Origin of the sequence: Bradyrhizobium sp. dw_78 (assembly GCF_018449525.1) — a bacterium.
Classification (GTDB): Bacteria; Pseudomonadota; Alphaproteobacteria; order Rhizobiales; family Xanthobacteraceae; genus Bradyrhizobium.
Window position 1 is genome coordinate 41,390 of the sequence record NZ_JAAVUS010000010.1, and the last position, 21,560, is coordinate 62,949.

General features: G+C 58.5%; 33 protein-coding genes and 1 tRNA gene. 29 read left to right on the plus strand and 5 right to left on the minus strand.

From position 1 onward, the window contains the following. Nucleotides 1-104 precede the first annotated feature (104 nt). The 7 genes from HB630_RS23550 to HB630_RS23575 are packed head-to-tail and all read left to right on the plus strand — an operon-like array spanning nt 105 to nt 2,641. Entirely contained in the window at nt 105-341 is a 237-nt protein-coding gene (locus HB630_RS23550; protein ID WP_213775073.1) for a hypothetical protein, read from the plus strand. Between the two features lie 16 nt (nt 342-357). Beyond that, nucleotides 358-861, plus strand: a complete 504-nt coding sequence (locus HB630_RS23555; protein ID WP_213775075.1) for an HNH endonuclease signature motif containing protein — start codon at nt 358-360, stop codon at nt 859-861. Nucleotides 862-889: 28 nt separating this feature from the next. Further along, nucleotides 890-1,123 carry a hypothetical protein gene (locus tag HB630_RS23560; RefSeq protein ID WP_213775076.1) on the plus strand — a complete coding sequence of 78 codons (234 nt, stop codon included), beginning with the start codon at nt 890-892 and terminating at the stop codon, nt 1,121-1,123. After that, entirely contained in the window at nt 1,110-1,310 is a 201-nt protein-coding gene (locus tag HB630_RS23565; RefSeq protein WP_213775078.1) for a hypothetical protein, read from the plus strand. The genes HB630_RS23560 and HB630_RS23565 overlap by 14 nt, the downstream gene beginning before the upstream one ends. Next, on the plus strand, nt 1,310-1,504 hold the full coding sequence (locus HB630_RS23570) for a hypothetical protein (RefSeq protein WP_213775080.1): 195 nt from the start codon (nt 1,310-1,312) through the stop codon (nt 1,502-1,504). Before HB630_RS23565 ends, HB630_RS23570 begins: the two co-directional genes overlap by 1 nt. Continuing rightward, nucleotides 1,504-2,046: a hypothetical protein gene (locus HB630_RS28480; protein WP_249781015.1), complete on the plus strand. Its 543-nt coding sequence runs from the start codon at nt 1,504-1,506 to the stop codon at nt 2,044-2,046. Before HB630_RS23570 ends, HB630_RS28480 begins: the two co-directional genes overlap by 1 nt. Nucleotides 2,047-2,083: 37 nt before the next feature. Then, entirely contained in the window at nt 2,084-2,641 is a 558-nt protein-coding gene (locus tag HB630_RS23575; protein ID WP_249781024.1) for a terminase family protein, read from the plus strand. Nucleotides 2,642-2,774: 133 nt separating this feature from the next. Here the strand turns inward: HB630_RS23575 and HB630_RS28485 are convergent, their stop codons facing one another. After that, nucleotides 2,775-3,395: a BrnA antitoxin family protein gene (locus HB630_RS28485; RefSeq protein WP_249781016.1), complete on the minus strand. Its 621-nt coding sequence runs from the start codon at nt 3,393-3,395 to the stop codon at nt 2,775-2,777. Between the two features lie 40 nt (nt 3,396-3,435). Here HB630_RS28485 and HB630_RS23585 point away from each other — a divergent pair, with 40 nt between their 5' ends. After that, a complete protein-coding gene (locus HB630_RS23585) occupies nt 3,436-3,759 on the plus strand; it encodes a hypothetical protein (protein ID WP_213775084.1) in 324 nt (107 codons plus the stop codon). A 42-nt stretch (nt 3,760-3,801) separates the two neighbouring features. On the opposite strand, the gene HB630_RS23590 is transcribed toward HB630_RS23585, so the two are convergent. Together HB630_RS23590 and HB630_RS23595 are read right to left on the minus strand one after the other, a co-directional pair. Further along, on the minus strand, nt 3,802-4,137 hold the full coding sequence (locus HB630_RS23590) for a BrnA antitoxin family protein (RefSeq protein ID WP_213775085.1): 336 nt from the start codon (nt 4,135-4,137) through the stop codon (nt 3,802-3,804). After that, nucleotides 4,130-4,381: a BrnT family toxin gene (locus HB630_RS23595; protein ID WP_213775087.1), complete on the minus strand. Its 252-nt coding sequence runs from the start codon at nt 4,379-4,381 to the stop codon at nt 4,130-4,132. Before HB630_RS23595 ends, HB630_RS23590 begins: the two co-directional genes overlap by 8 nt. 77 nt (nt 4,382-4,458) lie before the next feature. Here HB630_RS23595 and HB630_RS23600 point away from each other — a divergent pair. Further along, nucleotides 4,459-4,536, plus strand: a tRNA-Trp gene (locus tag HB630_RS23600). On the opposite strand, the gene HB630_RS23605 is transcribed toward HB630_RS23600, so the two are convergent. Further along, a complete protein-coding gene (locus HB630_RS23605; RefSeq protein WP_213775088.1) occupies nt 4,509-5,036 on the minus strand; it encodes a hypothetical protein in 528 nt (175 codons plus the stop codon). The two genes, HB630_RS23600 and HB630_RS23605, sit on opposite strands and share 28 nt — an antisense overlap. Before the next feature lie 145 nt (nt 5,037-5,181). Here HB630_RS23605 and HB630_RS23610 point away from each other — a divergent pair, with 145 nt between their 5' ends. The 3 genes from HB630_RS23610 (at nt 5,182) to HB630_RS23620 (ending at nt 6,462) form a co-directional block, all read left to right on the plus strand. Then, nucleotides 5,182-5,568 carry a hypothetical protein gene (locus HB630_RS23610; protein ID WP_213775089.1) on the plus strand — a complete coding sequence of 129 codons (387 nt, stop codon included), beginning with the start codon at nt 5,182-5,184 and terminating at the stop codon, nt 5,566-5,568. Between the two features lie 66 nt (nt 5,569-5,634). Next, entirely contained in the window at nt 5,635-5,814 is a 180-nt protein-coding gene (locus HB630_RS23615) for a hypothetical protein (protein ID WP_213775090.1), read from the plus strand. Nucleotides 5,815-6,180: 366 nt separating this feature from the next. Further along, nucleotides 6,181-6,462, plus strand: a complete 282-nt coding sequence (locus tag HB630_RS23620; RefSeq protein ID WP_213775092.1) for a hypothetical protein — start codon at nt 6,181-6,183, stop codon at nt 6,460-6,462. A 155-nt stretch (nt 6,463-6,617) separates the two neighbouring features. On the opposite strand, the gene HB630_RS23625 is transcribed toward HB630_RS23620, so the two are convergent. Continuing rightward, nucleotides 6,618-6,809, minus strand: a complete 192-nt coding sequence (locus tag HB630_RS23625) for a hypothetical protein (protein WP_213775094.1) — start codon at nt 6,807-6,809, stop codon at nt 6,618-6,620. 71 nt (nt 6,810-6,880) lie between these two features. Between HB630_RS23625 and HB630_RS23630 the strand changes: the two genes are divergently transcribed. The 17 genes from HB630_RS23630 (at nt 6,881) to HB630_RS23710 (ending at nt 21,557) form a co-directional block, all read left to right on the plus strand. Then, nucleotides 6,881-7,186 carry a hypothetical protein gene (locus HB630_RS23630; protein WP_213775096.1) on the plus strand — a complete coding sequence of 102 codons (306 nt, stop codon included), beginning with the start codon at nt 6,881-6,883 and terminating at the stop codon, nt 7,184-7,186. Nucleotides 7,187-7,937: 751 nt separating this feature from the next. Further along, the gene (locus HB630_RS23635; protein WP_213775097.1) at nt 7,938-8,681 is read left to right on the plus strand and encodes a terminase; all 744 of its coding nucleotides are present in this window, start codon (nt 7,938-7,940) and stop codon (nt 8,679-8,681) included. A gap of 18 nt (nt 8,682-8,699) precedes the next feature. Continuing rightward, a complete protein-coding gene (locus HB630_RS23640) occupies nt 8,700-10,886 on the plus strand; it encodes a hypothetical protein (protein WP_213775099.1) in 2,187 nt (728 codons plus the stop codon). Between the two features lie 49 nt (nt 10,887-10,935). Then, nucleotides 10,936-11,118 carry a hypothetical protein gene (locus HB630_RS23645; protein WP_213775100.1) on the plus strand — a complete coding sequence of 61 codons (183 nt, stop codon included), beginning with the start codon at nt 10,936-10,938 and terminating at the stop codon, nt 11,116-11,118. After that, nucleotides 11,099-11,500 carry a hypothetical protein gene (locus HB630_RS23650; protein ID WP_213775101.1) on the plus strand — a complete coding sequence of 134 codons (402 nt, stop codon included), beginning with the start codon at nt 11,099-11,101 and terminating at the stop codon, nt 11,498-11,500. The genes HB630_RS23645 and HB630_RS23650 overlap by 20 nt, the downstream gene beginning before the upstream one ends. A gap of 17 nt (nt 11,501-11,517) precedes the next feature. Then, nucleotides 11,518-12,357, plus strand: coding sequence for a hypothetical protein (locus tag HB630_RS23655; protein WP_213775103.1), 840 nt, complete (start codon nt 11,518-11,520; stop codon nt 12,355-12,357). Between the two features lie 17 nt (nt 12,358-12,374). Then, nucleotides 12,375-12,845, plus strand: coding sequence for a hypothetical protein (locus HB630_RS23660; RefSeq protein ID WP_213775104.1), 471 nt, complete (start codon nt 12,375-12,377; stop codon nt 12,843-12,845). A 112-nt stretch (nt 12,846-12,957) separates the two neighbouring features. Continuing rightward, nucleotides 12,958-13,524 carry a hypothetical protein gene (locus HB630_RS23665; protein WP_213775105.1) on the plus strand — a complete coding sequence of 189 codons (567 nt, stop codon included), beginning with the start codon at nt 12,958-12,960 and terminating at the stop codon, nt 13,522-13,524. Between the two features lie 50 nt (nt 13,525-13,574). After that, the gene (locus HB630_RS23670) at nt 13,575-14,483 is read left to right on the plus strand and encodes a hypothetical protein (protein ID WP_213775106.1); all 909 of its coding nucleotides are present in this window, start codon (nt 13,575-13,577) and stop codon (nt 14,481-14,483) included. A gap of 186 nt (nt 14,484-14,669) precedes the next feature. Then, nucleotides 14,670-14,984: a hypothetical protein gene (locus tag HB630_RS23675; RefSeq protein ID WP_213775107.1), complete on the plus strand. Its 315-nt coding sequence runs from the start codon at nt 14,670-14,672 to the stop codon at nt 14,982-14,984. Between the two features lies 1 nt (nt 14,985). Next, entirely contained in the window at nt 14,986-15,951 is a 966-nt protein-coding gene (locus tag HB630_RS23680) for a hypothetical protein (protein ID WP_213775109.1), read from the plus strand. 78 nt (nt 15,952-16,029) lie between these two features. Beyond that, nucleotides 16,030-16,440: a hypothetical protein gene (locus HB630_RS23685; protein WP_213775111.1), complete on the plus strand. Its 411-nt coding sequence runs from the start codon at nt 16,030-16,032 to the stop codon at nt 16,438-16,440. Continuing rightward, nucleotides 16,440-16,886, plus strand: a complete 447-nt coding sequence (locus HB630_RS23690; protein ID WP_213775112.1) for a hypothetical protein — start codon at nt 16,440-16,442, stop codon at nt 16,884-16,886. Before HB630_RS23685 ends, HB630_RS23690 begins: the two co-directional genes overlap by 1 nt. Nucleotides 16,887-16,889: 3 nt before the next feature. Continuing rightward, entirely contained in the window at nt 16,890-17,339 is a 450-nt protein-coding gene (locus tag HB630_RS23695; RefSeq protein WP_213775113.1) for a hypothetical protein, read from the plus strand. 83 nt (nt 17,340-17,422) lie between these two features. Then, nucleotides 17,423-18,979, plus strand: coding sequence for a glycine-rich domain-containing protein (locus tag HB630_RS23700; RefSeq protein WP_213775114.1), 1,557 nt, complete (start codon nt 17,423-17,425; stop codon nt 18,977-18,979). After that, entirely contained in the window at nt 18,976-21,093 is a 2,118-nt protein-coding gene (locus tag HB630_RS28700; protein WP_276571633.1) for a hypothetical protein, read from the plus strand. Before HB630_RS23700 ends, HB630_RS28700 begins: the two co-directional genes overlap by 4 nt. Next, nucleotides 21,093-21,557, plus strand: coding sequence for a hypothetical protein (locus HB630_RS23710; protein WP_213775116.1), 465 nt, complete (start codon nt 21,093-21,095; stop codon nt 21,555-21,557). Before HB630_RS28700 ends, HB630_RS23710 begins: the two co-directional genes overlap by 1 nt. Nucleotides 21,558-21,560 lie beyond the last annotated feature (3 nt).

A 21,560-nucleotide genomic window follows, 5' to 3' on the forward strand; every position in this document is an offset into this window, starting at 1 on the left:
GAATCCCGGCGCGCGCCGGGCCTGCACTCGTCCACGGATGTACTGAGGCGAGCAGGCGGTAAGCCCGATCCGACTATCGGGCACCCCAACGGCAAACGAGATCGATGTTCGAAAACGCGGATGCGCCCGACAGTGGGCGTCCGGCGGTGATGCCTGTCATCTCGCCGAACAACGTGTTCGCACCCGAAGCGTTTGCCAGATTCATCGACTCCGAAGTCGATCTCATGATTAAGGGATTGGAGCGGATCGGAATCGCGGTCAAAGTCAGCGAACTAGCAGCGCTCCGCCACAGGATCGAGTTGATGACTTTGGTCGCGCTTGATCCCGCCGGCCGTTGCTGAGAAAAGACTACAGGAAATGACTACCGATACCGGCGCCGGCCTCACCGCCGAACGTGCCCGCGAGCTATTATCTTACGACGAACAATCCGGCGAACTGACGTGGCGAGTCCACAAGCGCCGCGTGAAACCCGGCACCATCGCTGGCACTCCCCATACCGGCGGATATATCTCCGTCAAGGTCGATGGGCGCCGATATTATGCCCACCGCCTGGCATTCTTAATCAAGACTGGCCGTTGGCCGTCAGAGATCGATCATATCGACGGCAGCAAATCGAATCGCTGGAGCAACCTTCGCGAGGCGACTCGCTCTCAGAACCTCGCCAACCGCCGTGCCGGCAGGCTTGATAAGGTGCTGCCCAAGGGCGTAGCCTTGTCTGCGAATGGGCAGCGGTATCTCAGCGCAATTTATTACAAGGGCGTTACGCGCCGTCTCGGCAGCTACACCACGCCGGAAGAGGCTCACGCCGCCTTTGTCGTCGCCGCCGCGCAGACGCACGGCGAATTCGCCCGCGCTGCATAATTTCAATTACTCATTTTAGGGCTACCACATGGCTAAAAGTTTCGAGATTTCGCCGCGCAAATCGCTGGCAATGGGTTCTGACCCGCTTGCAGGCGCAGGAGACTTCGGTGTCGATGCGACGCCGCTCAAGGGCGGCAAGGCCGCGCCAGATCGCGGCGAAAAGGTTCTTCGCGACCATGAGCGCGGCACCGGAAAGCCGGTGCGGTATTCCAAGGGCAAGCTTCCGGCACAGGCCGAGGCCGATCACGGTGACCACTTATAAGATGGCCAAGTCAGGCAAGCCGAAAAAGTGGATGGGGGCCGCAGTGAAGCGGCCCGGTGCCTTGACGGCAAAAGCAAAGCGCGCCGGACAGTCGCCGATGGCGTTCGCCCGTAAGCACTATCATGACTCCGGTCTCACCGGAGATCAGGCCCGGTTCGCCGTCAATGCTCAGAAGGGCAAGGACTAATGGCGAAGACGCCGGGCATGACCAAGCCGTTGACCGTTGCGCAGGGTTTGAACGCCGCTGATGTCCGCCCGTCATCCGCACCGCTTCTGACCGTCGCCAAGAAGTTTGAGCCCTCGAAGCGCAAGGCCCGCGCGTTCGGAAAGCTGCGGAACGGGACCTCGTTCACGAAGTCAAAGACCGCCGCACTCGCGTAATGCCGTTACTTGATGATCCACGCCACGAACTGTTCGCGCAGGCCATAGCGCGTGGCGAGATGCAGGGTCGGGCCTATGTTGAAGCCGGTTTCGAGGCCACGACCAAGCAGAGCATCAGCACCGGCGCGTCAAAGCTGGCTCTAAAGTCTCACATCTCGGCCCGTGTCGCCGAGATTCAAGAGCTAGCCGCCCGCAAGGCCGAACGCAAGATCGCGATCAAAAAAGCCGACATCTTGCAAATGTTGCTCGAGGATCGTGAGAGCGCCAGAGCCCGAAACCAGTTTGGTCCGGCGGTGCGCGCCACGGAGCTATTAGGCAAACAAATGGGCATGTTCGCCGATCGCCAGCAAATTGAAGTTGGTCCGCTTGATGACATGAGCGTCACCGAACTCGCGGAAATGTATGAACAAATCAACACCATCGCCAGAACAACTGGCGGCGCTGAAAGAAGCACTATCGAAGGCGATGCGGGAGCGGAAGCGGGAGACGCTGTTTCCGGCGACGGGACCGCTCTCGATCCGAAACTACCCGAAGCACTATGAGATTTTTGCCGCCGGTCGCATCCATCGTGAACGGTTGATGTTGGCCGCCAACCGCGTCGGCAAGACTGTTGCTGGCGCATTTGAGACTGCCAATCACGCGCTGGGCGAATATCCGGATTTCTGGCCGGGACATCGATTCGATGGTCCCGTAAGGATTTGGGCCGCAGGCGAACGCGCCGAAACCGTCCGCGATATTCTTCAAGCTGAGCTGCTTGGCCCGCCGGGTTCTTTCGGCACCGGCATGTTGCCTAAGAAATCCATTGTCAGAGTGACGGCACGTCGCGGTATCCCTGATGCGATCCAAGACATTTACGTCAAGCGTAAAGACGGTGGACAGAGCGTCATCCAGTTCAAGTCGTTTGAAGCTGGGATTGAGGCGTTCATGGGCACCAGCCAAGATTTTATTTGGTTGGACGAGGAGCCACCGCTGGATGTCTACACCGAATGCTTGATGCGAACCATGACCACGCGCGGTTTGGTTCTCTGCACCTTCACGCCGTTGCTCGGCCTCTCCGATGTCGTGAAGCACTTCATGCCCGGCGGGCAAATCCCAGCCGATCAAGAGCCGATCCTAGATGCCCTATTGGCGGCGTAAGTGGCACGCAACGGCAAAGTTTGCCGTTGCGTCTGAGGATATCATGTCAGTAAACAAGCATTCGGTTTGCGTAGCACTGGCGCTTGCCGCTGGTGTCATTGGATACAGCGGGCATGACGGCTGGGGTTGGTGCCTACTTCTCATCGCCATGATCGAGACGTGACAAGCGCGCCGATTTCTTGCGCGGCTTGAGCTTTTTGGAGCCCTCAAGCAACGCGTCATTGATCCGCGACTGCCATCCAGGACCCGTGGCGCGGAATGCATCGATAATCCATGTGTCGAGCCGAAGGGCGACTTGCACCTTGGGGCGCTTGCCGATCGGTGGCCGGCCACGCTTGGCCTTGCTCTTCGCCGGGTTTTCGTCGTTATCCTTTGGCGACTTCTTGCCCTTTTGCGAAGCGGCGGCTGCGAGGAGCCTCACGGCAATCGCGTGGAGGGTTGCCGGGTGCGGCGGATTCTCGTCAACGTCCTTCGGAGACTTTGCTTTACGAGACATGGCGTCGATCTCTTTCGCCGCGCTGAGGGCACGTTGATATTCCATCCTAGCGTCCATGCGCCCGAGTACCCTTGCAAGATCCAACCACTTCTCACGATGCATGGGGTGATTGATATTGCGCGGATCGTCCGGCGGCAGTTCATGAATGATGACATCCGGTCTGGTTCGTGGAGGCTTTCCCATGAGGTCGCTTCCTTTGCTGCTGGCGGAAGCATAGGCGGTTTTTGATCGCCGACCACAGAAATCACGCGGTGCCATTTTCAGTAGCGCCGCCAAGAAAAAGGGAAAAGGAATGCCGATGTCGGATGCCGAAATTGCTTCGAACGAATGCCAGAGCGCGGATATCGTGATAGCGCAGGGCGGCGGAGGCAGTGGTGCCGTTGGCCACGGAATGGGTGTCAGCGGTGGTGGAGGAAGCGGTGCCGCCGTGCCGTCCAGCCGTTTCCGCCCGCGATATCGGCAACTTACTGATGCCGAAAAGGCGCTGCACGATGAGATCAAATCGAAAGCGCAGGAACTTGAAGCGCTGATCAATCAAGTACCGAACGGACGATATCTGTCGCTGGCGCTTACGGATCTGGAGTCGGCGGTTATGTGGACGGTCAAGGCTGTCACCGCGTGATCCGGCTGCAGGTCGGCACGGATCGCGTTTAGTTCCGCTTTCTTACGCTGCGCGCCGTGGCGTTTTCGCCTTTCGCTTCTTTGCAGGCTTCTTGGTGACGATCCTAACCAGTTCGTCATCGATTTTCGTCTGCCAGCCCGGTCCCTTCGACTTGAAGTGTTCTAGGACGATAGGGCTCAGGCGGATATTCACCGCTACCTTGGTCGGCTCTTTTTGAGGTCCGCGCCGAGTGATCGTCTTGGCAAGCTCTGGCAGAACTTCTGCGAATGGCTTCATCCGAGCCAACTGTTCTTTAGTTAGCGACGGATTGTCGGAAACCTCATCCCAATCGGCTTTGGTGTAGCCCTGACCGGGCTTGAATGCTTTGGTTTTAGCCATCGATCCGTTTCCTTTCTTTCCGGTTGGCGGAGCGCATGCTGATGATGCTGACGCCTTCCGCGCCGAGAGTTGCGAAGATCACGGTTACGGCACCATTCGCCAAGCGGCCGATCGCGACAAAGCGACCGTTCTTGGCTGCATCGATCACCGCACCAATGAAGAACTCTTCCTTGATGTCGGCGAAATCCAGGCCGTGCTTGGCAATGTTCGCAAGGCGCTTCGGTTCGTCCCAAACGATTTTCATGAGTCAAATTGTAGATACAAATTGGCCGCATGTCAACGCGCGGAGAGGTGCCGTGGTCGCGATCCGCCCGCGAGAACCAATCGGCGTAGCTCAACTGGCAGAGCATCGGTCTCCAAAACCGGCGGTTCTAGGTTCGAGTCCTAGCGCCTTTGCCAGCACGATTTCGCCTCTGCCGTCTAATCGCTTTGCGCAATATCACGGCGAGGGCGTGGGCTCGTTTGTCGTCGGCAAGCGCCTGATATAGATGCTCCCGTTTGATGCCAGCGGCCTTTGCGATCTCGGTCATGCCGCGCGCTGTGATGATGGTGTTGATTGCGGAAATGATTTCTCCCGTGCTCCCATTCTCAAGCCTAGCCGACAGGAACTCGGCCTGAGCCTTCGGTTCTTCCAAGTGCGCCGCTACATCAAGGTGCGTCGGCTGCTTTCGTTTACGGGGCATGGCTTCTTTTACTGCGTTAGCGCTGCCGGAATGCTCACGCGCGTCGGGCTTCGTGCGTTTCTTCTGCGTTTCTGTAAGCCGCTTATATTCCTGCCTTGCAACGTGTCTGCCGATAGCCTTGGCAAACTCCATCAGAGCAGGCCAATGTTCCGGATGACCATGGTTGCGCGCATCCTCCAAATCAATAACGTTGATGTCTCGTTGGGGCTTCTTCACATCTAAGCATCTCCTTTGCTGTCGGTGGAAGCATAGGGCGATAGCAATCGATGGCAACAGGAATGTCGGTGCCGTTGTTATTAGTTCCGCTAAGAAAAAAAGGAAATCAATCAATGCCGTTCGCGGCCAATAAGGAAAAACAAGAATGACGCTTGAAGAAGCGCTCGCGACGATCGAGTTTCCGCAGGTTGACGGCCTGACGACGTATTTCTGTGAGACCGGAGAGCCATATGTCTCTCTCGTCTCCGGCGGCGTGAAGGCCGAAGGAAAAGATGCGCCGATTTTTTGCTCGACGGAAGATATCGCCGTTAGGTTTTGGTTGGATGCTTTTAATAACTACGCCAGGGACAAGTCCGGCGTTCTTTATTGGCGCGAGCGGCCTAATTTAATGGATTGGGATGTCCAGAATGTTCACTGCGATATCGATATCGATCGGAGCACCCTGTATTTCGTCTATTCAAGGCTGGTGATTAGCGACAGGCCCGCCGAATGGGCGCTGGACGCCGACTCGCGGGAATTCCGCCGACTATGAGAAGACAATCAATGCCACTGGCGATCCGGAATCGCCGGAACCAACGGCGTTAAAGGAGACGGGCCTATGCGCCACATTATCGCGTTGTTCAAGAAACTGTTCGCTGCCATCGGGCGGCTATTCACCGGCAAGCCCGCACCGGCCAAGGCGGCAACCACGACCGCTCCAGCGGCAACGACTACGCCAGCACCGGCTACGGCAAGCGTCACGCCAGCGGCAACCGCGTCAACCAAGTCCGCCGCGTAATTCCAGTAGCGCAAGCTGCACCAGTGGAAAATCAAACCGCCGAAACGGCGACTTGATCGGATTGACGAATTCGGACGATTTGCCGCTGAACAGCGCGACTACGGCTGCTTGAACGGGTTGTGGAATTTATGCCGTTGGCTCGTTAGCAGAGCTTAGATAAAAAGCTCCAACCGCAACCAGAATACCAATGAAGGCGCTGGGCAGTAGATACGCGCCGTGCTGGTCATAGTTGGCAAAGCCATAAGCGAAGTTTGCTGCCAAGCCCAAGAAAATGGCTCCCATCAGCCGCCGCGCGGTCCGTATAGACATAGAAACCCCCGCCCGTACCTGATATACCTAACTCAAGGCATATCAAAGGATCGGCCCTTGAGTAACCGAATCTGGAAAATCCGTGGTTTCGAAGGAACGGTATTGATCTTCGAACGGTCCTTACCAGAGGGCTCGTTATCTGAATCAGAGATCATAGTGATGCTGCAGCGACTGGTGGCGCGCCATCTAAATGAGGGCGAGGTAATCGGCGGCTCGTTAAGGCAAGGTACAGCGGGCTACCGGCACGATTTTGAGGTAGAACGCGCGCGAGGTCAGTCATTCTGCCTTATGACCAACGGCAGCGGAACTCATTATACCGCAACGATTGAGGTTGCCTAATCCACACCCGGAATCGCCGGGGATTAGGACATCACCGGACAAAAGACCCAGAGACAGAACCAAGGCAGCGCCGAACCCGGTTATCATGACGCCGGGCCGGGGAAGGGATAGAGTGGCCGGATCGGCCATTCTATCTGGATCAAGAGCAGATCGCTTCACCGCACAAGTTGCCGAGGCAAGCGGCGCTTTTCCAGTTCAGTCCTGATTTCCTCTATTTTCAAAAGCAGATCGGCTTTATTGCGTTCCTCGCGGCCATCAAAGGGCTGACCAAGCGGAGCCCCCAGCGCAAGCCGCAGCCCTTCCAATTCGGCCCTTAGATCGTCATCCGTAGATTGGGAGTGGGCCACTTATTCCTCCTAGCTTCCGCTAAACATCCGATATGCTAATGCTTCGCGGTAAGCTTCGCAACGGAGAGGCCATGACCGATGAAGATTTCTCGAAACGGCTCAACAAAAAGCTTCGGCCTGAGTTAGACCAAATTTTCGCAGAGCATGAACGTTTCATGCAGTTGGTCGCGAAAATGCCAGAGCCGACCGAAGATCAAAAGCGCGCCGTTGGTGAAGCCAATAGCTCCGAGGGATGGGCAAGAGCGTTAGACGAGGTTTCAAAGACAACAAAAAAGTCGCAACGCAAAGTGCCAGTGTGGTCTGTCGCGGTCTGGTTGGGGCTGGTCTTGATTACATGCCTTATCCTCGGGTCGATCAGGCTGATGATTTTGAACTGAGGCACCGCCGCAGTCATTGCAGGCTAATTAGTCATCCATGAGCACAGCCTATGGAGCACCAGTTAGCCTAGCCACGCTGGGATGATTGAAGAACCCAGAGATGCGAGAAACCATTGCAGCGCAGTGGTAACTTGGATCATGGGAGAGGTCGTGAGAGAGACGGGGCAGGGTGCTGGGCAACGGATTAGATGCATGTGCATCTAATTCTATACGGCGCTGCCTTCGACCTAGCTTCCACTGTGATATTTATGTCACAGAAATGGGCATATCCAGGTGTCAGAGGCAAGTCGTCAGAATGACAACTTGGCAGACAGCGTGACCGTCCTGACACTGCGGCGTAGAAATGCGCCGTGAGATTGATCCGCCAAATGTTTGCGTTTGTTTTACGTTTTCGGCTTTCGATCGTCTCTGGCTTCTGCTAAGCAATTGATATTGCTTATAGTACGGCGGACGATGTATCCGCCTCGATCCGACGAGGCCCTAGGAGCGCCGCTGAGCGCGCTGTTTCCCCGTCCGGCTCTCCGATACCCGCCAGCCAAATGAACGCACCAGCGGGCTCGGCAGCCGCATAGAACATATCAAGAACAAGCCTCGTCGACCTGGCTCTGGGAGGGTTCCATTCCCCAGCGAACCGGACCGGGTGCCACCCCCCAAACAGGCCGCCGTTGCAGGGAGGGTAGTACCCCCTCGATCCCCACGCGGACAGGTTTGAAGCGAATCAACCAAACCGTCAGTCAGACAAAAACACAACTTGAGTAAATACATCGTCCAAGCAACGTGGGATGACGCCCCACACCTAACGCCAGAACTGCGCGACGAATATTGGTCCGCGATTCCACCTTATCAGCGGGACGCCCGATCAAAGGGCATTCCGATGCTCGGGTCCGGTGCGATCTATCCCATCCTCGAGTCCGATATCATCGTTGAGCCGTTCAAGCTCTCGGCGGCCTGGCCTCGCGTGTTCGGTCTGGACGTTGGCTGGAACCGCACCGCCGCCGTCTGGGGCGCTTGGGATCAAACGACCGACACCGTGTTCCTTTACGACGAATGGTATCGATCACAGGGCGAGCCCGCCATTCATGTCGCTGGTATCAACGCGCGCGGCGGCAATTGGATGCCCGGCGTTATCGATCCGGCGTCTCGCGGCCGTTCGCAGGTTGACGGTCAAAAGCTGATCGATGTCTACGGCGGCATGGGCTTGATGCTGGCGCCCGCCAATAATGCGGTCGAGGCCGGGATCACGACCGTCTGGGAGCGCATGGCAGAGGGAAGGCTGAAAGTCTTTTCCTCTTTGCAAAATTGGCGTTCCGAATTTCGCATTTACCGTCGGGATAAAAACGGCAAAGTGGTCAAGAGCGACGACCATTTGATGGACGCCACGCGCTATTTGATGATGTCCGGGCTTGAAATTGCGCAGACGAAACCTGGCAACGAACAGCCGGATTACGACGCGCACTATTCCGATCAGACGCGATCGAGCGTGACTGGCTACTGATTTTTTATTGGATTTTGAATGGCTTTGAACCCCGCGCAAGCGGATGACGATAGCGCCTTGCCTGATGGCAACGCCGATGACGCAAACGCCAATTTGGCGGTTGCGTCCACACCGCCGGGTTCTGCCACTACAGATCCTCGCGACGAACGCCTACCGCCGCATATCCAGATGGCCGCTGCCATGGGTATGGACGTAGAGCAGGGCCAGAAGCTTCACCGGTGGGCCTATGCCGACAACATCGCCGATGAGATCGATGAATCCCTATTGGGCGCGATCGGCATGCGGGTTGTCCGCGAATACGAGATCGACAACGATAGCCGCTCCGAATGGGTCACCAAGACCAAGCGCGCTATTGAGCTGGCAACGCAGAAGACCACGCCGAAGACCTACCCATGGCCGAAGGCAGCCAACGTCATCCTGCCGATGATTACCAGCGCGTCCAATCAATTTGCCGCCCGCGCATATCCGGCGATCGTTGATGGCAGGGATATCGTCAAAGGCATCGTGATTGGCGACGACAGCGGCACGCCGATGGTCAACCCGCAAACCGGGCAACCCGTCATCGTCGCGGGACCGAATGGCCAGCCAATGCCGCAATGGGCCGTTGCGCCGGGAGCGAAGCAGGCGAGGGCAGATCGCATCGGCGATCATATGTCCTGGCAATTGCTGGACGAGATGCCGGAATGGGAACCGGATACGGACAAGCTGTTGCACATGCTCCCCACGATGGGCTGCGTGTTCCGCAAGACGTTCTTTGATCCGACCAAGGGTCGCAACTGCTCGCATGTCCGATCGGCCTTGAAGGTGGTGATGAATTACCACGCCAAGGACTGCGAGACCGCGCCACGCGTCACCGAAGAGATCGAATATTACCCGCGTGAGATCGAGGAGATGCGCCGGGCTGGCATATTCCGTGTTCCTGAGAACGGTTTCGCGGCTTCGGTCAACGCCGAGAACGCTAGCGACGATCCGGATGCACCGATTGATTTTCTGGAACAGCACCGCTGGCTTGATCTGGACGAAGACGGCCTCGATGAGCCGTACATCGTCACCGTCCACAAGGATTCCGCTTACGTCGCCCGCATCAAGGCACGCTATGAGCCGGAAGGCATCATTTACAGCAGCGCGCCGCACCGGTTGATGAAGATTGAGCCGGTTCACTACTATACGCAGTATATCTTCTTGCCGAACCCCGATGGCGGCTCTTACGGGCTCGGGTTTGGTCAACTGCTTGGCCCGATCAACGAGTCGGCCAACACCGTCATCAACATGCTCCTGGACGCCGGCACGCTACAGAACGCGGGCGGCGGATTCCTTGGCAAGGGATTCAGCACGAATACGGGCGCTGTCCGTTTCTCGCTGGGAGAATGGAAGCCGGTCAACGTCACCGGCGGCAATCTCCGGGACAACATCGTGCCGTTCCCCGCTCCGGGGCCGTCGCAGGTTCTTTTCCAACTACTGGGCCTCTTGGTCGAGTCTGCAAAAGAGATCGCATCCGTCAAGGACGTGCTCACCGGCGATCAGCAGCAAAGCAACGTGCCGGCGACTACCACCTTGGCGATGATCGAGCAGGGGTTAAAGACCTTTACCGCGATCTTCAAGCGGGTGCATCTGGCATTGAAGCACGAACTGGCCAAGCTGTACCGGTTGAACGGCATCTATTTGAACCAATCGACGCAATACAGGGTCGGAAGCGAGTGGCGCACGATCACGCGCGCCGATTATGCACAGGGCGACGGCGTTGAACCCGTATCCGATCCTACCATGGTGACGGATATGCAGCGGATGGGACGCGCGCAGCTTCTGATGTCGATGTTCGCCAACGATCCTTATTGTGACGGGTTGGAAATTCGTCATCGGGTGCTCGAAGCCGCGAATATCGATGGCATCGACAAAATCTTGCATGCACCACCGCCGAACCCCGAACTGATCGAGAAGGCGGGCCAGCTTCATATCAAGGCAAATCGCGAACAGGCGGCATCGCTCAAGGATCTGGCGCAAGCCGTGTTGTTCTTCGCACAGGCCGACAAGGCGGTCGGCGACAAGAACCTCGCTTGGGTTGAGCACCAGTTAGAGATTTTCAAAACCCAAATAGAGGCAATGCAGAATGCCGGAAACGGAAACGACCCAGGATCATCCGGACCTCAGTCAGGTTCAGGAAATAGCGGGGGTCCACCGCAGCCAGTTTCTGGAATGGCGGCATAACCCCGTAACCAAGCTCTTCTTCGCCTATCACGCGGCGAAGCGCGACTTCATGAAAATCAAGATCCTGGAAATGTGGATGAGCGGCAGCGCCGAGTTGTCCAAGGCCGAAGTACCGCGCGGCCAGATAATCGAAATCGAAGAAATGATGAATCTGCCGTTCGAGGCGTTTGTTGCCATGTTCGGGGAAAAACAGGAAGAGGAATCCGCAGAGAATGCAGCCGAAGTTAATTAAGACCCAGAACGCACAATACGTTCCCGGAGTCTTTGACGGCGATAATAAATCCGGCTGGACCCCGATCGGAGACAAGGTTCTTGTCCTGACCGACCAACCGGCGAAAGAAACATCCGGCGGCATCATGCTCCCGGAGGATCTGATTGAGCGCAACGGTATGGCAGCCGAAACCGGCATCCTAATCGAGTACGGCGAAGACGCGTTCAAATTCAGCAAGGACGGTATGCCGCGTTCTGGACCCAAGCCGAAGATTGGCAGCTATGTCTATATCGAGCGGTATTCCGGCCAGTTGATGCTCGGCGATGACGGCCAGTTCTATCGGATGATGTCCGACCATTGCATTGCAGCGGTGAAGCCATCCGTTGATGCCAATTTTGTTTAAGTAATGATCGAGAAATAATGAGCGATACAGACGATATTGAGTTAGAGCCGGTCGAGACCGGCATTGATACCGAGCGCGCCGATCTGGAAACGAAAGCCCGCCGCCTCGGGTGGGTGCCGCTTGACGAGTTCAAGGGCGATCATGCCCGCTGGCGTGATGCCGACGAATTCATGCGCCGTGGAGAAACCATTCTCCCGATCGTGCAGGAAAACAACCGGGTCCTTCACGACAAGCTGACCGCCACCGAGCGGCAGATGACCGAGATGCGGCAGGTTCTCGGCGAATTGCACGCCAGCCAGAAGGCGAACGAAGATCGTATTCGTGCGCAAGCCCGCGCCGAACTCGAAAACGAAATGCGCGTTGCGGTGCAGACCGCCGATACACAGCGGTTTGAAGCCGCAAATGCGCGGCTTCGCGAGGTTGAGAGACCCGCCGCCCCGGTGGTGCCTCAAGCGCAGAGCCCCATGCCTGGCGCTGCCCTTCCGCCCGGTATCGACCCATATGTCGAGCGATGGATGGCGGAAAATACGTGGATGCAAGACCCCGCGCTATCACTGTTCGCACAGGCACACAGCGCTCAACTCATGCAAGAGAAGCCGGGTCTCGGCATTCAGGATCGGCTCGCCGACGTTAAGCGCCGCGTGCAGGATCAGTTTCCGGAGAAGTTCGGACTCAATCCACGCCGCAACGAGGCGGCGTCCGTCGCCTTCGCAAGCGCTCCGCCGGTTGCACGCAGGAGCAACAAGCGCGGGTATGACGATCTGCCCGGCGAGGCGAAGGCCGCATGTGATCGTTTCGTCAAGATTATCCCCGGCTACAAGCGCGAGGACTATCTTAAATCTTACGAGTGGGAATAATTTCAGGAAATTTATTGATGAGTAAAGCACCAGTTCAGCGCGCCAGCGTTGAGGCCGCGGAAACGATTGTCCCGCAGGAACAGCCAAAGCGCCGAGTTACGAACCCCTTCGGTGCCGCCCGGCAGAAACTGAATTATCCGGCGCGTCCCGGATATCATCGTCATTGGTTCAATGACCAGCCGGGGCGGATCGATATCGCGAAACAAGCCGGTTATACGCACGTAACAGGAAACGACGGCGAGCACGTCAAGCGTGTCGTCGGCACGATGGAGGGCGGCGGCGGTCTTGTCGCATACCTGATGGAAATTCCCACGGAGTGGTGGGAAGACGATCTCCGTGCGCAGCAGGCGCGGGTCAATGAGATAGAAGCCCAAATGAAGCGCGGCGTCGGCGCGGGCAAGGAACACCTAGAGCCGGGCCAGTACGTGCCCATGAACGCGGACGGCACACCTCGGATTCGCTTCGGCGTTTCGTCCTCCCCGAACTAACCAACTCAAATCATCAATCCATTTTTCGAACGTGCCGGGATTCGTCCCGGCGCGACGGGAATCTATTTTGGAAATTTACTAAATGGCTAACAGCAATATCCCGCGCGGTCTTGTGCCCTACAAGCATCGCAGCGGCGCTCCTTATAATGGCGCGGCGAACGTCTATTACGTTCCGGCGTCTGTGACGAGCAACATCTATGTGGGCGATCCCGTCATTACGGCAAACGCCGATAACGACGCAAACGGCATTCCCGGCGTGATTTTGGCTTCTGCCGGGGCCTCGAGCCACGTCACCGGAGTCGTGCTCAGCGTTGTCAACGCGGGCCAGCCGATCATCACTGTTACGCAGGATAAGCCGGTTTATCACCCGGCCAATACGGCCGGTTATGTGCTCGTCGCTGACGACCCGGAATTGCTGTTCCTGATTCAGGACGATGGCACCGGCTCCGCCCAGGCGAATTGGGCGTCGCAGAACGCCAACTTGGTTTCTGGAACGGGTAACACCGCCACCGGCTGGTCCGGCTGGCAGCTTGCGGGCTCGACCGTCGCGGATACCGCGACCTTGCAGCTTCGCATTCAGCGTCCGCTGACGGAGACGGACAACGACATCACGTCAGCTAACGCCAAGTGGCTTGTCAGTCTGAATCTCCATCAGGTCCTGAACCCCGCTGGCACCTAAGCGCCAGCGATCATTTCACCTAACCTTTTTTAAAACGGGATATTTTTCTAATGGCTGTTATTACGACAGGCGCACATCCGAAAGCTTTGTGGCCTGGCATCGTCGCTTGGTGGGGCCGCGCTTATGCGGAGGTTCCGACCGAATACACCGATCTGTTCGACACCGAAACGAGCGACAAGTCGTATGAGGAGACGGTGGAAATCACCGGCTTCGGCTTGGCTCCGGTCAAGAACGAAGGCACGGCGACCTCTTACGACACCGAGACGCAGGGGGCGGTCACTCGCTTTACGAACGTAGCCTATTCGCTTGGCTACATCGTTACTTACGAAGAGCAGCGCGACAATCTCTATGAGAAAGTCTCGAAGACTCGAGCGAAGGCGCTGGCCTATTCGATGCGCCAGACCAAGGAAAATGTTGCGGCGGCGGTTTATAATCGCGCGTTCAATTCGTCCTTCATCGGCGGCGACGGTGCCTCGCTGATTTCGGCATCGCATCCGACCGCGAACGGTGCGCAAAGCAATCAGCTCAACACAGCGGCCGATCTCTCGGAAGCCGCGATCGAGGACATGCTGGTCCAGATCATGCAGACCAAGAATAACCGTGGTTTGCAGATTTCGAACGAGGCACAGAGCTTGATCGTTCCGTCTGCTCTGATGTTCGAGGCAAATCGCGTCGTCAAATCTGTGTTGCAGAACGACACTAATAACAACGCGATCAACGTTCTTCGGGCAGTCAACGCGTTCCCGAAGGGCATCAAGGTGAACCGCTATCTTTCGTCCGCGACGGCGTGGTTCATCCGTACCGGCATCCCGGAAGGCATGAAGCTGTTCCAGCGCGAAGAGCTTTCCCTCGATAATGATAACGACTTCGATACCAAGAACCTCAAGGCGCATTCTTACGAGCGGTATTCGGTCGGTTGGTCCGACTGGCGGCAGCTCTTTGGCACTGCTGGGGTCTGATCGACTTCGATGAGATCATGGGACGGCGTTCGCGCCGTCCCATTTCCTTGCTTTCTTTCAGTCCGGTCAAAGCATCGCCGGGAAAGCGCGAATGCTTTCAGCGCGGACTCGAAGACGATCACTACGGCGATCAACAAACCGCGTTAAGCGGTGCCGAATTAGTCCACGTTCATTTTCGAGACCGCAATGGCAGCGCCAATTTACGAAACCTACACGACCACGGGCGCGCAGGACCCGATCCCCCTCAATTATTATCAGACGCCCTTTAACGCGTCTGTCTTTGTCTACATCAACGGCGGTACCGCGACCTATGGCGTTCAATATACGGCGGACCCGACCAACTCAGCGAGCATTACCCCGCGTTGGTTTGACGACGCCAATATGCCCGCCGGGACAGCGGCAAGCGCCACGTCAAACTATATGTTTCCGGTGCGGGCCGTCCGCGTAAACATCACGGCGATCACCGGCTCTGTGGAATTCAAGATTCTACAGGGAGTCTAACATGGCGGATGGCGTTCAACTCAGTGGTGTCGGGGTCCAGTTGGTTCCGGACAAGGGCGGTGGCGGCGGACAACCCAGCACGCCGGGCGGCCCCAACGAAAGTATCCAGTTCAATAATAGCGGCGTCCTTGATGGCAGCACGGCGCTTACGTTTAACACCGAGACGGGCCAGGCGATCTTTGGCAATCGCCCCGCCTTCGGGGCAGATACACCATGGGATAGTGCGAACTTCACGCCCACAGACTATTTCCCGGCGTCCGGTGGCACGATATTCGGGAGTGTCATTGTCCCTGCGCTGGCGTTATCGATAACGGGCGCTGCCGGTTCTTATCGGCTCGTTACGATTACAAGCTCTGGATCGAACCGTTGGCAATTCGGGACGGACGCGACCGCCGAATCCGGTAGTAACGCCGGCGCGAACTTTGCGATCTATCGACAGAGCGACGCGGGTACAACGATTGATGCTCCGTTCTCGATCACCCGATCCTCTGGCATTGCGACGTTTTCTGAAATCCCACAACTCCCGACCGCGTCTGCCGGGGACAGCAGCACGAACGGGGCCAATACTCAGTTCGTTAATACTGCCGTGGCCGCCGGGGTCGGATCGCCGTGCATCATCTCGCGGAGCTACATGGGACCGAGTCCAGCTCCAGTGTTCACGGCAAATGAATACGTTCTTAATTATTTCGCGGTGCGGCCGGTCATTTTTCCAGAGAATTTCGCTGGTTCGGTTGCAGTCGCGCTTGGCGGCCCCGCCACGGCTACGACCGTCCTGCCGATCGAATTAAATGGCCTCGTTGGAACGCTGACGTTTGGTGCCGGAAGCAACGTCGGGCAATTCAGTACACAACCTGGCGCAACTCTTACATTGCAGACCCATCAATCGCTCGGAATTATCGGCCCCTCCGTACCAGACGCCACGTTGGCCGGCCTGACGATCACAATGATGGGTTCGTATGCGAACTAGCGCAGCGGCGCCTATAAATTTGCGCCGTCTCTCGGCGATCTTGTTCACCACACAATCCATATCTGAGGCTTTTATTGAATGGCTGATGCCGTAACGACGCAGATTATCGAGAACAGCTCTCGGAATCTCGTCATGACCTTCACGAACATTTCTGACGGGACAGGGGAGGCGGCCGTCATCAAGGTTGATGCGACCGCTCTGAATCTCACCCCGCATCTGAAAGTCCGCAAGATCGAATACAACGTGACGCAAGGGGCTGTTCAATTGCAGTGGTGCGCCGATGTTAATGTCACGTTCGCGTATCTCACCGGATTTGGCTGCATGGACCTGCGCGATACGCAGGGTATTTGGAACAACGCTGGTTCGGGCGTCAACTCCAGCATCTGTCTCACCACGTCCGCGTTCCATGCGCCCGGCACGTCCCCGGAGACCAGCCCGCCGCCCGCGTCAGGCTACACCATCACCCTCTACATGATTAAAGGAAGTTAATGACTGGACAAGTCACCTTACTTACGAGCAACGGCGGTCCGCATCCGGCCGATCGTTGGGCGGCTCTCGCTGCTGCGCAGGTATCCAGCCTCATCGTAATTGATGAGGATTCTGTCACGGCGGATGCGGCCACCGCCCGGAAAGCGCAACCGGTGTTTCAGATCGCGTTTGCCAATGCGGTAGAGCCGATTTTTGACCAAGTCGCCGCTGCCGAAACCGCAAACGTTGCGGCCAATCCATCGATCAAGCGAAGCGATCCATATTCGATCACCAGCTTTCTTCCGGGCGTAATCACGGCAGTTACCGGCGCGGCTGCGAATACCCCGTTCACGTCTCACTTTCAGGACGCGACGGTCCAGGCATATATCCAAAAGATGTTCACTCAGTATTTTCTCGACGCCGCGAACATTTCGCGTTCGTGGGCGCTCGACGCTAAAGGACTTTAATTGATGTCGACCACCACGGCAATGTGTACTTCCTTCAAGGCGGAAGTTGCACAGGCTCTTCATAATTTCACCGCAGGCACGGGCAACGCATTTAAGATGGCGTTGATTAAGGTTGCGCCGACCGGAACTTATGATGCAACGACGACGAACTATTCCAATCTCACGGGCAATGCTGATGAAGTAAGCGGTCCCGGTTATACGGCGACGGGCGCGGCCCTTACGTGCGTTACGCCCGTTACTTCCGGCACCACCGCTTATTGGACGTTCTCTCCGAATCCGTCTTGGACTTCGGCAACGTTCTCGGCGACCGCTTGTTTGATTTACAACGTGACCAGCGGCGGAAATTCGGTTTCGACGCACGACTTCGGCGGTACGCAGCAGGTTTCCAACGGCACCTTCACGGTCGTTATGCCTACCGCCGACGCCAACAACGCAATCCTCCGGATTCAGTAAGCAGAACAAAATTAGCGCGAGAGGCGCGGTGGCTTCGGCTGCCGCGCCTTTGCGCGTTTTTAGTTCCGGGGCAGTTCGCGCCAGTGGCCAGTACCGACGCCGTTTCGACGGTTTATACCTTCACCACAAGCGGCACGTTCACTGCTCCCGATAATCCTCCTTGCTCGATCGAATATTTAATTGTCGCGGGCGGCGGTGCGGGAGGCGGCGGCGTAGATGGCGGCGGTGGCGGTGGCGGCGGTGTTGTCTCCGGCTCGCTGCCGATATTGGAGCCGGGTGATTACCCGGTAGTTGTCGGTCTCGGTGGCGTTGGCGGGAGTGGCGCCGGTCCAAACGGCGGTAACAGCAGCTTCAATGGCGTCACTGCGGTTGGTGGCGGCGGCGGTGCCACGGAGGGCGGCGCTGGTAGCAGCGGCGGATCTGGCGGCGGCGGCGGGGGCCAGGGCGGTCTTGCTGGTGGAGCCGGAACGTCAGGACAAGGCCAGAGCGGCGGCGCTGGTTCTGGTGGCTCGCCGCGAAGGTCGGGCGGCGGCGGGGGTGCAGCCGCCAGCGGTCAGAATGGCTCGGCCAATAACGGCCAAGGCGGCAATGGTGGCGCCGGGGTTGCGAGTTCAATCACCGGAACGTCAGTGTTTTATGCTGGCGGCGGTGGTGGTGGCAGCGAAGGAACGGGGGACGGCGGTCAGGGAGGCGTTGGCGGCGGCGGTGCCTCCAATGGCAACAACGCCGGCGGCAACGGCGCTGCGGGCACCAATGGTCTTGGCGGCGGTGGCGGCGGTGCCGCTCGTAACAACGGCAGCTCCACATGGACGGGCGGTAGTGGTGGCTCCGGCATTGTCATCATTGTATGCACGCCGCTCCCGATCACGAATGTTTCGATCGTTGGTGTCGCGGCAAGCGGCGCTATCGGCAATGCCGTCGTCAGCACGCAAAGCAATATCCCCGTCCTTGGCGCAAGCGGGCAGGGCGTTGCTGGGATCGTCCAGCCAAATCCCGGCGCTAATCCGGTCGGTGCCTTCGGTGTTGGCGCTGTCGGTTCTCCAAAGACCAATGAAGGCATTCTTGGGGTATCCGGTTTCGCCGTTGCTGGCTCACCGGTCAGCGGGGTCAGGATTGTCATTCCCGGTGTCGCGGCAAGCGCTGTCGCCGGCGCTCTTGCAACCCAGCATACCGCCAGCGTTACAGGCGTAAGCGCAACTGGCGTAGCGGGCGAAGTTGGAGACAGCGAACGCCATAACATTTTTGGCGCGTTTGGTCTCGGCATCGCTAACCCGCCCGGCAAAAACGTCGCAGTCCTCATCTCCGGAGTGGGCGCTACCGGGGCGGTCGGCTCGGTGTCGCAAGGCCGTGGCGCGGCTGCGCTTGGTGTCGCCGCATCCGGTTTCGCGGGCAACGTAAGCGAAGATATCGGAGCGGTGTTGGTCGGCGTGTCCGCCAATGGCTTGGCCAGTGGTCTCACGCTCGATCTCGCTGCCCTCATCACAGGTGCATCAGGCGAAGGTATCGCGGGAGAAGTCTTCCCGATCCCGCCCGCGCCAATTCATAGACCGCCGCTTCCAATGCGGCACAGGGGCCGAACCTCTCAAGGTTCGATCTGGAAAGGCAGCTTGGGTCACGGACTCCGGCGTGAGAGCCCGTGACCGTAAGCGTTATCTATTTAACAACCGTTGGCGCTGGCTCATGGGTAGTCCCCGCCGACTGGAATCCAAACAATAACTCGATCGAGTGTCTGGGGGCGGGAGGCAACGGCGCTGGAGGTGGCAGCGGCGGAGGCGGCGGCGGGGGTGGCGGCGCTTTCGCAAAAGCCATCAACGTATCTCTCGCCGGCACTGTAAATTTTACCGTTGGCGCTCCTGGCGGTGGCGCGGGCGGGGCAGGCGATACCTCTTTCGATTTTGTCTGCACCGCGACGGGCGGAGGGAATGGCTCCTCAAGCGGCGGTGGCGCAGGCGGTAGCGCCGCTTCAAGCTTTGGCGACATCACATTCAGCGGCGGGAATGGTGCTGGCCCAAACTCGGCGTTCTTCCCCGTTGGCGGCGGTGGCGGCGGTGCGGCGGGACGAAGCGGCGAAGGCAACAGTTCCGCCAGCACTTCTGGCGGCAGCGGCGATCTTGGTAACGGCGGTGCTGGCGGCTTAGGTGGCTCTGATGGCCCCGGCGGCGCTGGCGGTAATGGCGCCGAGTGGGATTCCGACCATGGTTCTGGCGGCGGCGGCGGCTGTGGATCGTTCGAGACTGACACAACAGCTCCCGCGTCGGGTAACGGTGGTGAATTCGGTGGCGGTGGTGGTGGCGGCTCTTCCCTCAACGGATCTCCCGGCGCGGGTGGTCAGGGCCTCATCGTCATTACCTATGACACTTCACCGCCCGCCCAAATTCAGACCTTCCTTACCGACACCGGTTCTGGCCACTCGTGGCAGGTCCCATCCGATTGGAATCCAAATAACAACACCGTCGAATGCATCGGTGGCGGCGGCAACGCGGGCACAGGATCAGGACTCGGCGGCGCGGGCGGGGCAGGCGCTTATTCAAAAAGCATAAACCTTGATCTCACGCCCGGCTCCGTCATTGCGGTTCAAGTCGGTGGCGTCGCTCAAGATACTTACTTCAACCCGGCAGGCGCGGGCTTTCCGTCGTCTGGTCAGGCTTGCGGTGCAAAGGCCGGCGCAAGCGCGACAACGATTGCTGGCGCTGCTGGTGGCCTTGCGTCAAGCGGCTACGCAACTGGCCCTAATAGTGTTCGATACAACGGCGGTAATGGCGGAGGAGGTACCGCTTCTGGTGACGTAAACCAGGCTGGTGGAGGCGGAGGCGGCGCTGGCGGCCCGCTCGGCAACGGCGGCAATGGCGGTGGGGCGAACCAAAGCGAAACCAGCACTGGTGTTGGCGGTGGTGGTGGTGGTGCGGGCGGCGGCTCAGCCGGAACCGTTGGCTCGATTTCACCCGCGATCGGCGGCCGGGGCGGCAACAATGACGCTGGCGTTGGCGGGGGTTTGGGTGGGGGCAATGGCGGCGGTAGCGGCATTGGCCAACCGGGCACGAACCCATCTGGCGTCGGTCACTCTGCTGGCGGTGGTGGAGGCAGCACCGAAGGTCTCGCGGCTGGCGCGGGCGGCAACGGCCAAGAGTGGGATTTAACTCACGGCTCTGGCGGGGGTGGCGGCGGAGGCGGCGCTTTCTTCGGTGGAGGCGCTGGTGCCAATGCTGGCGTTTACGGAGCTGGTGGCGGAGCTGGTGGTTCGGGCGCGGCAGGTGCCGGCGCGCAAGGTATTATCGTCATTACCTATGCGCCGCTTTCACCGGACGTATCTGTGTCTGTTGTCGGTGCGGCGGCGTCTGGCGCGGCGGGTCAATTTAGTTTCGGACTCAGTGCGGGCATCACCGGTGCGTTCGGCGTTGGTGCCGCTGGGCTTCCTGTTGCCGGTGTTGGCCCCGCCGTTATGGGTACCTCCGCGACCGGCGTTGTTGGTCGCATATCCGCGACTGATGGCATTCCGAGCACTGCGGCCACGGGTCTGATCGGCACGATTAGAGGTGCGGTCCAAATCGTTCTGCCCGGTGTCGCGGCAACCGGCGCTATCGGAAATATCAGGACCGGCGTCTTGTCCGAGGCATTTCCCGTTGGCGCGTTCGGCATTGGCATAGCGGGCGACGCTTTCGCGGTTCCTCCGACTCCAGACCGTCGGTCGCGATTATTCATCCAAGGAAACGACCGCGCCGCATCATCAATCTGGCGTGGAAGATTCGAACAATAATGGCTGACGACAAGCATTACGTCCCCGGCGATTTCTATCGCATCTGCGATCGCTCGGGTTTCAAGGTTCGCGCCTCAGCGACGATGAAGGAATGGGACAACCTCATTGTCCGCAACAAAAGCTGGGAGCCGCGGCAGCCGCAGGATTTCGTTCGCGGCGTACCGGATAACCAAAACGTACCGGAGCCACGCCCGCGTCAAGTCAACACCTTTGACGGTCCGCTCCAAACAACCCTTACCGCGCCCGCCATTCCCGGTGCTGTCTCTGTCTCCGTACAAAGCTCGGCGCGCATGTACGCAGGCGATGATGCTTCGCTCATTCTCGACAATGGCGAGGCTTTCCAGGCGGTCATCGTAAGAGCCGCACCGGGCCAGATCACGTTCGGGAAACCTCTGCCGTGGTCGGCCTCTGCCGGAAATATTTTGACGGATTACACGGCGATCTCTCCGCCGAATATCGGATAATTA

Excerpts from the sequence above, each read along its gene's own strand:
- HB630_RS23550 (WP_213775073.1), top strand. The coding sequence starts at position 105 with ATGTTCGAAAACGCGGATGCGCCCGACAGTGGGCGTCCGGCGGTGATG.
- HB630_RS23555 (WP_213775075.1), top strand. The coding sequence starts at position 358 with ATGACTACCGATACCGGCGCCGGCCTCACCGCCGAACGTGCCCGCGAG.
- HB630_RS23560 (WP_213775076.1), top strand. The coding sequence starts at position 890 with ATGGCTAAAAGTTTCGAGATTTCGCCGCGCAAATCGCTGGCAATGGGT.
- HB630_RS23570 (WP_213775080.1), top strand. The coding sequence starts at position 1,310 with ATGGCGAAGACGCCGGGCATGACCAAGCCGTTGACCGTTGCGCAGGGT.
- HB630_RS28480 (WP_249781015.1), top strand. The coding sequence starts at position 1,504 with ATGCCGTTACTTGATGATCCACGCCACGAACTGTTCGCGCAGGCCATA.
- HB630_RS23575 (WP_249781024.1), top strand. The coding sequence starts at position 2,084 with ATGTTGGCCGCCAACCGCGTCGGCAAGACTGTTGCTGGCGCATTTGAG.
- HB630_RS28485 (WP_249781016.1), bottom strand. The coding sequence starts at position 3,395 with ATGGCACCGCGTGATTTCTGTGGTCGGCGATCAAAAACCGCCTATGCT.
- HB630_RS23585 (WP_213775084.1), top strand. The coding sequence starts at position 3,436 with ATGTCGGATGCCGAAATTGCTTCGAACGAATGCCAGAGCGCGGATATC.
- HB630_RS23590 (WP_213775085.1), bottom strand. The coding sequence starts at position 4,137 with ATGGCTAAAACCAAAGCATTCAAGCCCGGTCAGGGCTACACCAAAGCC.
- HB630_RS23595 (WP_213775087.1), bottom strand. The coding sequence starts at position 4,381 with ATGAAAATCGTTTGGGACGAACCGAAGCGCCTTGCGAACATTGCCAAG.
- HB630_RS23610 (WP_213775089.1), top strand. The coding sequence starts at position 5,182 with ATGACGCTTGAAGAAGCGCTCGCGACGATCGAGTTTCCGCAGGTTGAC.
- HB630_RS23615 (WP_213775090.1), top strand. The coding sequence starts at position 5,635 with ATGCGCCACATTATCGCGTTGTTCAAGAAACTGTTCGCTGCCATCGGG.
- HB630_RS23630 (WP_213775096.1), top strand. The coding sequence starts at position 6,881 with ATGACCGATGAAGATTTCTCGAAACGGCTCAACAAAAAGCTTCGGCCT.
- HB630_RS23640 (WP_213775099.1), top strand. The coding sequence starts at position 8,700 with ATGGCTTTGAACCCCGCGCAAGCGGATGACGATAGCGCCTTGCCTGAT.
- HB630_RS23645 (WP_213775100.1), top strand. The coding sequence starts at position 10,936 with ATGAAAATCAAGATCCTGGAAATGTGGATGAGCGGCAGCGCCGAGTTG.
- HB630_RS23650 (WP_213775101.1), top strand. The coding sequence starts at position 11,099 with ATGCAGCCGAAGTTAATTAAGACCCAGAACGCACAATACGTTCCCGGA.
- HB630_RS23655 (WP_213775103.1), top strand. The coding sequence starts at position 11,518 with ATGAGCGATACAGACGATATTGAGTTAGAGCCGGTCGAGACCGGCATT.
- HB630_RS23660 (WP_213775104.1), top strand. The coding sequence starts at position 12,375 with ATGAGTAAAGCACCAGTTCAGCGCGCCAGCGTTGAGGCCGCGGAAACG.
- HB630_RS23670 (WP_213775106.1), top strand. The coding sequence starts at position 13,575 with ATGGCTGTTATTACGACAGGCGCACATCCGAAAGCTTTGTGGCCTGGC.
- HB630_RS23675 (WP_213775107.1), top strand. The coding sequence starts at position 14,670 with ATGGCAGCGCCAATTTACGAAACCTACACGACCACGGGCGCGCAGGAC.
- HB630_RS23680 (WP_213775109.1), top strand. The coding sequence starts at position 14,986 with ATGGCGGATGGCGTTCAACTCAGTGGTGTCGGGGTCCAGTTGGTTCCG.
- HB630_RS23685 (WP_213775111.1), top strand. The coding sequence starts at position 16,030 with ATGGCTGATGCCGTAACGACGCAGATTATCGAGAACAGCTCTCGGAAT.
- HB630_RS23690 (WP_213775112.1), top strand. The coding sequence starts at position 16,440 with ATGACTGGACAAGTCACCTTACTTACGAGCAACGGCGGTCCGCATCCG.
- HB630_RS23695 (WP_213775113.1), top strand. The coding sequence starts at position 16,890 with ATGTCGACCACCACGGCAATGTGTACTTCCTTCAAGGCGGAAGTTGCA.
- HB630_RS23710 (WP_213775116.1), top strand. The coding sequence starts at position 21,093 with ATGGCTGACGACAAGCATTACGTCCCCGGCGATTTCTATCGCATCTGC.